At 45.3% G+C, this 12,666-nt stretch carries 4 protein-coding genes and 1 pseudogene; 3 read left to right on the top strand and 2 right to left on the bottom strand.

The window, feature by feature from the left end:
• From LGZ99_RS19100 to rtxA, 3 genes and pseudogenes are all read left to right on the top strand, one after another.
• Nucleotides 1–392 (top strand): annotated as a pseudogene (locus LGZ99_RS19100) (ISNCY family transposase); the annotation flags it as partial.
• Nucleotides 393–395: 3 nt separating this feature from the next.
• A complete protein-coding gene (locus tag LGZ99_RS19095) occupies nt 396–536 on the top strand; it encodes an Rpn/YhgA-type helix-turn-helix domain-containing protein (RefSeq protein ID WP_021326621.1) in 141 nt (46 codons plus the stop codon).
• A 526-nt stretch (nt 537–1,062) separates the two neighbouring features.
• On the top strand, nt 1,063–11,685 hold the full coding sequence (rtxA, locus tag LGZ99_RS19090; protein WP_262979448.1) for an MARTX multifunctional-autoprocessing repeats-in-toxin holotoxin RtxA: 10,623 nt from the start codon (nt 1,063–1,065) through the stop codon (nt 11,683–11,685).
• Nucleotides 11,686–11,761: 76 nt separating this feature from the next.
• On the opposite strand, the gene LGZ99_RS19085 is transcribed toward rtxA, so the two are convergent.
• Together LGZ99_RS19085 and LGZ99_RS19080 are read right to left on the bottom strand one after the other, a co-directional pair.
• On the bottom strand, nt 11,762–12,085 hold the full coding sequence (locus LGZ99_RS19085; RefSeq protein WP_021326619.1) for a helix-turn-helix domain-containing protein: 324 nt from the start codon (nt 12,083–12,085) through the stop codon (nt 11,762–11,764).
• Nucleotides 12,069–12,428 (bottom strand): type II toxin-antitoxin system RelE/ParE family toxin, encoded by a 360-nt coding sequence (locus LGZ99_RS19080; protein ID WP_021326618.1) that lies wholly within the window; start codon nt 12,426–12,428, stop codon nt 12,069–12,071. The genes LGZ99_RS19085 and LGZ99_RS19080 overlap by 17 nt, the downstream gene beginning before the upstream one ends.
• Nucleotides 12,429–12,666: the final 238 nt, after the last annotated feature.

Below are 12,666 nucleotides of genomic sequence, written 5' to 3'. Positions count from 1 at the left end.
TGCTGCAAGAGTTGGTTATACTGTTGACGTATGATTACTATACGGATGAACAGCTAAAAAGCGTGCTAAACTACTTATTACAGGCGGGAGATACCGCCGATCCAGAGGGTTTTATCCGGCGACTGGCAGAACAGTCCCCGAGGTATGAGGAGGTACTGATGACAATAGCACAAAGATTGGAACATAAAGCACGTCAGGAAGGGCGTCAAGAAGGGCGTCAAGAAGGACGTCAAGAAGGACGTCAGGAGGGACGTCAGGAAGGATTGCAGGAAGGCGAAAAGCAGGGGATCCTGAAAGTTGCGTGGGCGATGATCGATATGGGTGTCGACCGTGAAACGATAATGAAAATGACCGGGTTGAGCCAGAACGAACTTGAGCAAATACGCCACTAACTCGTGCTGGCAACTTTAAAAATCGTTCATGCATTGCTGAACAGCGGAGTCGATCGTGAAGCGGTGATGAAAATCACCGGATTGAGCCAGAGTGAGCTTGAACAAATGTCCGACAAACTTACTGCTGATATTTTATCGGCATAAACATGGCTCACAGAATGTGGGCTATTTTTTTGTTACATCTTTTTGTTTCAAAGAAAAAAATTAAACCCTGTTATATTTCCATATTAATAATATTAATGACTTAATTAATTAAATCTTTATTTAAATGAGATTAGAATAAAAAACAGTCACAGTTGATTTTATTTCCATTTTATTAACTTATTCATATTAATAGCGATAATGTTGGTTATTAGGAAATATGCAGGGGAGTAAAATGACTTTTTATTTATGAATGTTGCTTTTAAATTTATGCTCTATATTATTTCGTTCGATTTATTCACCTAATTAATCAAAAAATTACTTAAAATAACTTATAGACACATAAACTCAGAATTCCTCTGAGTTTAATTTTTTGTTTATTGTGTTTTGTTTTCATTAATAAACTCCTATTAGGTAAGAGCATGCCCGAAAGATTTATATAAATTATCTTAGATATCAATAACAACCAAGATGTTTTCTCTCTATTTATTTTGCTGATCTGAAAAGGAAATAAGCTAAAGGATTGCTTATGGGTAAATCATTAAATAGTAGTACACAGTATTTTTTCACTGGAAACTATTTTGCTGATGACAATAATAATGATATTAATGCTATTGGGTTTGGTGGCTATATTTATGCTCGTGGTGGGGATGATCATATTACCCTCGGTTCGATTGCAGCAAAGGTGTATACCGGTACCGGGCATGACACCGTGGTTGGTGGGGCTGCATATTTAGAGATAGAAGATACCAGTGGCGATCTGTCAGTAAAAGGCGGCGCGGGTTACGCAAATATTGATAAGAGTGGGGATGGTGGTATTGCATTTTCTGGTGCTGCCGGCGCTGTTTCCATGGCGCATTCAGGTGACCATGGTAATCTGGATTTTGCGGGTGTTGCCGCTTATAACAGCTTGGAGCGTAAAGGTTTAACGGGTGATATAGGCTTTGGTGGGGCAGGTGGCTACAACGAATTATGGCACGAAACAGACAGGGGTAATTTGAGCTTTGCCGGAGCAGGCGCGGGTAATAATATCGACCGTACCTGGTTTAAATCCTATCAAGGGTCTCAGGGTGATGTAACGTTTAGTGGCGCAGGCGCAGCAAATCGCATCAGCTCGCGGGTAGAACGTGGTGATATCACTTTTAACGGTGCTGGTGTTGATAATCACATTGTACGTAAGGGTAAAGAAGGGAATATTATCTTACATGGCGCTGGCGCATCAAACCGCATTGAACGTCTGTATCAAAGTGAGGACAAATACCCGCAAACTCACGGTGATATTACGTTTGAAGGGGTTGGTGGTTACAATAAAATCTATTCTAATATTGCTCATGGCAATATCAACTTTTCCGGTGCTGGCGCTTACAATGAAATCACCAGATCAGATATGAACCCGAATATAATTTATCGTAATGAGGGAATAAGCGGAGCATTGGAATATGCCCGGGCCGAAGAGATTGTATTGACGACGGCGACGATGGGCGGTGATTTTCTCCGGGAGCTTCAACCAGTGACGGGTATTAAATCAACGACAGAGCCGAATACTTATCTGTTTGCATTTACCGATAATCGGTACACGCATGTCAGCAAAGTTCAACTGCAAAATGATCCTGTTACCGGTAAGCTCAATTATTACACCACTTCCTGGTATAAAATAGGTAATCATCTTGAAAATCTCGCATCGCAAAATATTTTTTCACCCAATGGATTTATCGATATCAATGTTAATGGTGCTTACCGTCTTTTCAATTTAACGGTTGAACATCAGAAGCCGATGACTGTTCAGGGAGTTGAAGAAAACGTACTGGTAAATGAGTGGGTAACTTATATTGTCGGCACATCGGTCAATGTGGAAAATATCATTCTCTCTGATGCCAAAATGGGTGGACATGCCGTCTGCTCCGACAGCCAGAAAGTGGATGTTTCCGCGGTTAAATGGAACCGTCAACCTAATACTTATGTATATGCCAAATATATAGAATCACACACCAAAGTCGTACTGGTTGAATTGGTGGCTGATCCTGAAACAGGTTCACTGCAATATCTTGCCAAAGCGTGGAACAAAGCGGGTGATCATACTGGTGATTTGGCTAATGAAGATTTTTCTCCTGCAAATGGATACAGCCCTATAGAAGCGGACGGATGTACCTTAAGCAAGCTGCAATATCAATTTGATACGGTATACCGCATTTCTGAGCAATTAGAACGTACTGAAGAATTTGATCAACTGGATATCAATGAGAGTTCGGGTGACATTAATTTCATTGGTGCAGGGGGTGGAAACATTATTGAATCCAGTGTCACCCGCGGCAATGTTAATTTTGAGGGCAGAGGTGCGGCTAACGTCATTATAAAAAGTGGCGAACAGGGCAATTTGACGTTTCATGGCGCGGGTTTAGCCAACGTTATTGTTCACCAAAGCCGGAGTGGCGCAATGGATGTTAATGCAGGAGGCGCTGCTAACGTACTTGTGCGGATCGGCGATGGCCTGTACCTGGCGCATCTCTTGGCGGTTGGCAATATTTCGATCCACAAAGGCAATGGTGACAGCCGGGTGGTGATGCAGGGTGGTTACAATACGCACACGCAAATAGGTCATAGTCATGCTAACTGGTTAGCGACAGGTGGTTTTAACGTCATGACCCAAAAAGGCAATGGGAATATCTCTTCTGTGCTGTCAGGAGGGGCCAATGTGCTGACCAGATTGGGTGCCGGTGATCTGGTTTCGGGTATGTTTGGTGGCGCTAACATTATCACGCATATCAGTGATGATGGTGACAGGTCAGACACCACCGCGATTGCTCTGGGTGGTGCTAATGTGCTTACTAAGAAAGGTCAGGGTAATGTATCAGCGCTGATGGGAGGTGGCGCAAACGTACTGACTCATATTGGTGACGGCAACACGACGGGCGTCATGTTGGGCGGCGCCAATATTCTGACTAAAGTCGGCAACGGTGATGTGCTTGGCATCATGTTTGGTTTAGGTAACGTGCTTACCCAGATCGGTGATGGTCAGATACTGGGTGTGATGGGGGCGGCAGGTAACATTTTTACTAAAGTCGGAAATGGAACGGCGATTGCGGCCATGATTGGAGCAGGCAATCTCTTTATTCATGTCGGCAACGGTGACGCATGGGCGTTGATGGGCGGTTTGGGTAATATTTTCACCAAAGTGGGGGATGGCAATGCGCTGGTACTGATGGCCGCGGCTGGCAATGTGTTTACCCATATTGGCGACGGCGCCAGCGTTGCCCTGATGCTGGCAAAAGGAAATATCGCCACCAAAGTGGGTAATGGCATGGTTCTGTCAGCGATGGTTGGCAAAGCTAATATCTTTACCCATGTGGGTGATGGCAATACTTTTGCCGCCATGATCGGTGGCGCCAATGTGCTGACAAAAGTCGGTAATGATCTGACAACCGCTTTGATGTTGGGTAAGGCTAATATCTATTCGCATGTGGGTGACGGCACCAGTATGGGCTTGTTTGCCGGTGAATTGAATGTCATGACCAAAATCGGGGATGGTACAACGCTGGCGGTAATGTCTGGTCAAGCCAATATCATGACCCATGCAGGTAAAGGTTTAACCGGTGTTTTGGCACAAGGTGAAGCGAATATCGTGACCAAAGTGGGTGATGATTTTATGGGCGTAGTGGCGGTTGGCAAAGCGAACATCATGACTCACGTGGGCGATTCGGTAACTGCGGGTGTCCTTTTTAGCCAGGGCAATATTCTGACCAAAGTAGGTGACGGTACAATGGTTGGCTTGCTCAGTTCCGACATAGGTAATGTGATGACCCATATCGGCAGTGGAACCACCGTCGGTTTTGCCAAAGGCAAGGCCAATTTCATGACCAAAATAGGTGATGGAACTAGTGTTAACGCTGTTTGGGGTGAGGCCAATATCCTGACGCATGTAGGTGATGGCGACCGTTACAACTTCGCTAAAGGTAAAGAGAATATCATTACTAAAGTCGGTAATGGGCAAGAAGTCACGGTGGTTCAGGGCGACGCCAATGCCATCACCTATGTTGGTGATGGAGATGACTATACCGGAGCTTGGGGCGAAACGAATGTTATCACTAAGGTCGGCGCTGGACGTCATGTGGTGCTTGCCAAAGGTGATGCCAATATTGTGACCCAAATTGGTCAGGGCGACAGCTTTAACGCTTTGTGGAGTGATAAAAATATCGTCACCAAAGTGGGTGATGGCCGGCAGGTGATAGTAGCCAAAGGCCAAACTAACATCACGACCACCGTAGGGAATGGTTTAAATGTTGCTGCAACGTGGGGTGACCTTAACGTCAATACCAAAGTCGGGGATGGTGTTTCGGTTAACATGGCGTGGGGTAACGGCAATATCAATACCAAAGTTGGGAATGGTCTCAATGTCGCGGTCATGAAAGGTGAAAGCAACGCCAATATTCAGGTTGGTGATGGTTTGGCGTTCAATGCCGCTTACGCACGCAATAATGTGGCGATTAAAATTGGTAATGGTGATTTCTACTGCCTTTCGGTAAATAACCTTGCAGACAACAAATTCTCTCTCCTGTTTGACAATATCAAACAGACTGCCTTAGGTGTGGGCGGCAGTCAGGCGATTAACTATTTAGTTCACGGTAGTGAATCAAACACATCCGGCACACGTAAAGGCCGGGGGGCGATTAATTTAGCGGAAGTTTCTGCCATTAGTGGCTTTGACATGGAGCAAGTTGAGCCGGTCAGTTCGGACTTAAACCATCACCTTAGTGCTTCAGTGACAGATATAGACACGCCGGACACTGACTCGATTGAAAACATTTTGAATCGAAAAATCAAATCCATATCGAATAAGAATAAAAATCTGATTATCAACGGTGATTTTGAACAAGAGCACCTGGGATGGCGGTCAACCAATGGTATTGAAGCCTATAACCCTGCGGACAATTATGGTCTTGATAATGACTGGCATGGTGAGCGAGTCAGTGAACTTGATGTTGTAGGTAACACGACTCTCTATCAGGATCTGCAAGACTTATACCAGGGCGAAATTATTATATTGAGTTTCGACTTTGCAGGACGTTCGGACATGTCTGCTGGTGATGGCATGGAGGTTTTCTGGAACGGTGAACGCGTATTTTCGACGTCGGGTGATCAAACAGAATGGCAAAACCAGACGCTGAGATTAATGGCAAAAGAGGGCTGTAACCGGGTTGAATTTAAAGGCACAGGCGAGAGTGACGGGCTGGGCTATGTTTTGGATAACGTTGTCGCGGAAGCTGAGATGTCATTGATCGTCAACGGTGACTTTGAACAAGGTGACTACGGCTGGCAGTCAACTCATGGTATTGAGGCATATAGCCCTGCAAGTGCTTATGGTCTTGATGACTCAGATCATGGGGAACGGGTCAGCGAACTTGATACTCACGCCAACACCACGATTTACCAGGATTTGCACGATTTGTATGAAGGGGAGGTTATTTCACTGAGTTTTGATTTTGCCGATCGTCCCAATGCCTATCGCACGAACAATGGCATTAGGGTTCTTTGGAATGGTGAAGAGGTATTCTCAACGACAAAAGGTATTGCTAAATGGCAACATGAAACGCTGGAATTGATCGCTCAAAAGGGCAGTAACCGAATCATGTTTGAAGGTACCGGCTTAAATGATGGGGTGGGTTATATTTTGGATAATGTTGTTGCTAAATCTGAAAGTTCACTACAAGCCAGTGCCATTACCGAATATGTGAAGCAGGATAAAGCGGCGCAAAATGCATTAAGTGATAAAGAGAAAGCGGAAACAGATCGTCAGTTGCTGGAACAGGAAAAAGATAAACAGCTGGCAGTCATGGCAGGATTACAATCCCAACTGGCGCTAACCGATCAGAACGCACTGGGGATGAATGGTCAGGCACCGAGTGACGCAGTGAAAGAGGAAGCTCAGGCGGTGACGGATGAGCTGGTTTCCATGACTCAAGGTTTGGATACGCTTGATAGTTATGCCAACCATGATGGTGCATCAGGTGACATGTGGCGCAATCGTTTCGCTGGTGGTTTGTTAAATAGCGTGCAAAATAAATTAAATCAAGCCAGTTCTGCGTCTCAACAGCAATTAGATAATGCACAGCAAATTATTATCACTAATCAACAAGAAGTCAAAAAAGCGGTTGCAACATCAGAAGCTGGTGCAATGAAAAGTGAGCAGCATTGTATCGGTTCAATTCAAGATACCGTCAATGCACAAATAAACGCGGAATTGAAAAAGACAGAGGCGCTTTCACAACAATGGCGGGCAGGAAAAGCGAAAGATGACGCTAATTCCCGCTATCAGAGCGCCGAACGTCGTGGCAAACGTGACATTGCAGGAGCGGAAAATAAAGCGGCTCAGGCAAAAGAGAATACGAAAGGAGCGCAACAGCGTGGTCATGCTAAACCCGAACGTGTGGGGGCATATGGCAGTGGTTTGTCTGGAGAGGGTTATAAATCAAAGGATAATGCAGAAATTGGCAGCCGGATTAACCCAGCCGCGGTTGTCAATGCGGATGGACGGTTTAGTCAGGGGTTAGGCAAAGAAAATCTGCAAGCGCTGGGTCATGCTGAACAAGCGGTTAATTATCTACCGCTCAATACCGGGCTCCAACAATATGTGCTGAATACGCCAGATACAGTGTTGACGGATCATTCTGCTTCTCAACATCATAATGCTGCTAAAGGGGACATACTGCAAAAAATTGATAACAAAATCTTTGATGTCAGAGCACATGGAAAAGAGCTAAGGGATCATTCATTTTATTTTAGTCAGAGTAGCAACCTGCTGGAAAAACTCGGAGAAATCATTCCCGAAATTGGCAGTGTACGCCTGACCAAGGGAGACATAGCTGAGTCTAAAAAACTCATGCAAGGATTATGTTTTGCCCTGTCTGCCCGTTACTTGATTGAAGAGCGGGTACATGGTTTAGGGGGCGGCAAAGCTTATATGATGTGGCTGAAAGATGCCATTAAAGCGTACAACGATACATCAGTTAATAAGAGCACAGATATCGGCTCCATTGAATCCGCTTTGCTGAACCGATATCGCCGCCAAAATATTGGCCCGGCGATTGAAGATATATTATCAATGCAGTACAGCCAGTCGATGGATAGCTCCACGGTTGCCGCACGTAGAGCAGCCAATGCCGCGTATGGCGGCAAGTTAAAAGCCAATGGACTGACTGGGCCAAACATCAATAATGCGTTGAACTATGAGGCTGAAGGTTATGAATCTGTCATGGATAAGCTGCGTAATGTGAATAAATCGGCTTACATGACATTTATGTCTGAAGATCACGCAATGTCAGTGGTGGTACACAAAAACAGAGCCCAAACAGTTTGGTCATTTTATGATCCTAACTATGGGGCAAAATCGTTTGCTGACTATGATGACTTCCGCCGTTTTATGGATTCTTTTCATAAAGGATACCTCACGAAATACAAATTTCAGGCGAGTGAACAGAAGGATCAAAGTTTCTATGTTCAATTCAATAAATTTGAAGAGGGTCGCATTGCGAAATACGACGGTCTCTGGAAAAAGGCGCGTGATGGTGAACAGGGCTATGTATTGCGTGCATTAAAAGAGCAAGGCCGGAATTTTACTCTGGGTTCAGGTGCTACCGGGCGAGTGGTTGATTACGGTGAAGATCATATAACGTTGGAAGTGACGACTAAACAAGGCCGTAAAGCCTTGGTTGAGGTTGAAGGCAACAACGTTAAACACGCTGTCAACTTTGTGCAGTTGAATGTCGGTAAAGTCTTTACTTATCCAACGGTAAATAAATTGACACTTAAAGCGCCGATCCCTGCGCTGGAAAGCTTGTCATCAAATGATGTTGTCGAAAATAAAAATGTCGGGTCTTGGGAACGCATCACTGTTACACCTCAAACCGATGGTCGTGAAACGCGTTTTAATGGTCAGGTTATTATTCAGACAGAAAATGATCCGGTCGTTGCTAAAGCCGCAGCTAATCTGGCAGGTAAACATCCGGATTCCAGCGTCGTTGTTCAGCTTGATTCTGACGGCCAGTACCGGGTTGTCTATGGTGATCCCGCTAAATTATCGGGCAAATTACGCTGGCAGATTGTCGGTCATGGCCGGGGTGAATCAGAACAGAATAACAGTCGTTTGAGTGGTTACAGTGCTGATGAGCTAGCCGTAAAACTCAAACAGTTCAACCAGCATTTTGGTCAGGCGGATAAACCCAGCCACATCAGTATCGTAGGTTGTTCGCTGATAAGTGATGACAAACGGGACGGTTTTGCCCGTCGCTTTATTACAGCGTTGGATAAGCAAGGGATTCGCAGTGATGTTTCGGCTCGCCGTAGTGAAGTGGCGGTTGATGCAACAGGCCGTAAATTTACCCGTGACGAAAATAACCAATGGGTTAATAACCTGCCTGATAACAAAATCATATTCCGGTGGGATGAGCAGGGTGAACTGACGACCAGTACAGAGCGGGTCGTGCGAGGTATTGCTGAGAGTGACATCAACCTCTCCCGCGTGGGAATAGTCAACACAGATGAGCCAGCTAAAGGGGCGATTGCAAAGAATTCGAATATTTTCACCGGGCCGGAGAAGCGCAGGACCGGGATTAATAGTCATTCCGGTGATAGATCGAACCGCAATCAATGGCGTTATTCCGGCAATATTCAGATCAATGTGGGAAAAGGGGAATTTACTGCGATTAATTGGGGAACATCGAACGTTGGCATCAAAGTGGGTGATGGCGGCTTTAAATCACTGGCCTTTGGCGACAATAACCTGATGGTTCATATCGGTGATGGTGAGAGTAAACACAGCTTCGATATTGGCGGCTATCAGGCGCTTGAAGGGGCACAGATGTTTATCGGTAATCATAATGTGAGTTTCAACATGGGGCGCAGTAACGATCTGATTGTGATGATGGATAAATCCATTCCGACACCACCACTGATCAATCCGTTTGATGGCGCTGTGCATATTGCGGACGTACTGCAAGGCATTACCCGCTCCGATGAAGGACAAACATGGTTAGTCGCGCAAAATGAACAATGGACATTGGCTGGTGCGAAAAAGTTTATTCAGGATATGTCCGGCTTAGATCAAACCAGCAGCGTGGATTATCACACCCTGATTGAGCTGGATTCTCAAAATGAACGTAGCAGCCGTGTGCTGAAAAACGATATCGAATTAACACTGAATAAGAAATATCACGCGTGGTTGAGCAGCAATGGGAGCCGTGCCGACAGCGGCAACATGAGTCGTGCGGACCAATTCCGTCAGGCTAATGAAACGCTGGCATTCAACTTTGCGGTTGGTGGTCAGGGCGCGGATATTCAGGTGACAATGGGTAACTGGAACGTGATGTTTGGCGACAACATCCAGTCGATTTTGGATACCAACTTGGGATCGCTGTTTGGTCTGATGACCCAGCAATTTACGGCAACTGGTCTGGTAAAAACGACTTTCACCTATAATCCGCATGACCTGCCGCGTCAGCTTAAGAACAGAGTGCTTGGCCGATTGTCTGGTGTTGGGGCAGACACCACCTTTGCCGATATCTTTGGCGTAGATTACACCGCGGAGGGGCGTATTGTCTCCCGCACAGGCGAACCGGTTGATGGTGTCGCTATTCTGCAAGAGATGATTGAAATCATTGGAGAATTCAGTGGTGAACAGCTGAAAGCCTTTGCTGATCCGGAGAAATGGCTTGATGGTTTGCGATCTGGCATCAATATGGGTGTGGATGGAGTGAAATCATTTGCGGAAAGTCATGGCTTAAAAGAGAAAGAAATTGAGGAAGAAAGTCAGGGGCTGCCGGGTAATACTGAAAAAGTGCAAATCAACCGGCCAACGACTGACAATAGCAACCCGGAGCGGACATTGGGTTTTAATGCGTTGAACCTGCCTAACCTGTTTGCGACGATATTTAAACAAGATAAGCAAACAGAAATGAAATCGTTAGTCACCAATCTGAAAGAAAACCTGACGGCGGATTTGCTTAATATGGGCGAGAAAACGTTCGATTTTCTGCATAACAGCGGCCATTTGCAAGGAGACGGCGATATTCATATGTCGATGGGCAACAGCAACTTTAACTGGGGGGGTGACGGTAAAGATCTGGGTGCTTATCTGGGCGATAACAACAACTTCTGGGGTGGCCGCGGTGATGACGTGTTCTATTCTATGGGTATATCCAACATTTATACCGGGGGAGAAGGTAACGATCTGGGTATCCTGATGGGACGTGAAAACATGATGTTTGGCGGTGCGGGTGATGATATTGCGGTGATGGCCGGACGTATTAACCGTGTGTTCATGGGGGAAGGTAATGATCAGGCATTTATCTTTGGTGAAGAGGGTTTTATTGATGCCGGTAGCGGGCAGGATTACGTCATCACCTCTGGTAACGACAATCGGGTGGATACCGGGGAAGGCCAGGACTATGCGGTGACCATCGGTAATAACAATCAAGTTGACCTGAATGAAGGTGATGATTTTGCCAGAGTATTTGGTAATGACAACCGAATTGATGGCAGTACCGGTAACGATGTGATTAAGCAGATGGGCTACCATGCGGTGATCGATGGAGGAGAAGGTGATGATCACCTGATAGCGGCGGCGATGTCGAAGTTCAGTCAGTTTGACGGTGGTGAGGGACAGGATCTGCTGGTGCTGGGAGGCTATCAGAATAGCTTCCAGGGTGGGGCGGGTGTAGACAGCTTTGTGGTTAGCACAGAGGTGATTGATAATTACGTTAGCGATATCAACGCCGAAGATATGATTGTCTTGGAGGGTATTAACTGGCAAAACCTGTGGTTCCAGCGCAGCGGATATGATCTGGTGTTATCAGTGAACCGTCATATTCAGGACAACACTGCTCAGGGCATATTTGAATCAATAGGTTCAGTGACCTTTAATGATTACTTTAATGGTAACCGTGCCAAACTGGTGACGAAGATGGGTAATAAGGATCCGTCAGAAGAGCGTGAATTTATCACACTTGCAAACAATGCGGTTGATTCCTTGATCCAGGCCATGAGCGGTTTTTCCCCGGCAGCGGGGGATAATGGTTTTATTGCGAATCTGGATAGTAAGGCGAAAGCGGCTATTACGACAGCGTGGGCAGATACCATGATTGGCAGGAAGAGATTTGCCTGATTAATTCTTTATAAGCTAATTAACTCTCAGTAATAAAAGTAAAAATGGCCCACAGAATAGCGGGCCATTTTTTATATCACATCAACACTTTCAACCCATGCTTCTGAACCACAGATAATAATTTCAGCGACAACCCACTAGGACGCTTTACCCCGGTCTCCCATTTCTGAACCGTTGAAACACTGGTATTGAGATAACGAGCGAAAACTGGCTGGCTTACATTCAGTTTCTCGCGTAATTCTTTGATCTCAAGAGGTTTAAGATCATTAACACTATCGATACAAGCTTTATCAAAGCTACGCATAGTTTCTTGTGGAATTGCACCAACGCTAAATAATCCAGAAGCAGCGCTATGGATAGCTTCAAACGCAGGACTTTTAAATTTACTTTTTGCGGTCATGACAAATCTCCACCAGTTCTTTGTTCTTAATCATAGCTGTAATCTTTTCATCTGAAAGGCCAGCGTAATGTTTCGCCAGCTCCCTGAATCCAGCCAGTTCGCGATCATCAATGTTCGTCATATTCTGTTTAGCATAGAGGAAGGTATAGAACCAGCTCTTTCCACCTTTAGCTAATATGATGGCCCGATCACGATTCTGGTTGAGGCGCTTCTTATAAACACCGCCGCCAAGATCGTCCGCTTTCCCTTGCATGACAGTTTCAATAGCTCGGCATAACTCACTATCTTTGATAGCATGGGATTTTGCAGCCTTGGTAAACCACTTGGTTTTGAATATGCGCATCGTGGCTGATGTCCTGTTACCTTTTAATATAGCACTTGGTGCTATATTACTCTCTTTTTTTATACACTCAAAGCTCTTGGAGTCTGCAAAATCTTAGTCGTATTTTTAACCACAAATCTATGCTGTCGATGATAGTCACCAATGTTTCTAGTATCGGGATAGTTGATTTCCGGTATTAAAATAATGTCATTAGAGTAACTTCAACTATCGTGATTGGACATCTCAATTCCTACCAGAA

Origin of the sequence: Photorhabdus temperata (assembly GCF_025384845.1) — a bacterium.
GTDB lineage: Bacteria > Pseudomonadota > Gammaproteobacteria > Enterobacterales > Enterobacteriaceae > Photorhabdus > Photorhabdus temperata.
This window is presented reverse-complemented; position numbering and strand designations above follow the sequence as displayed.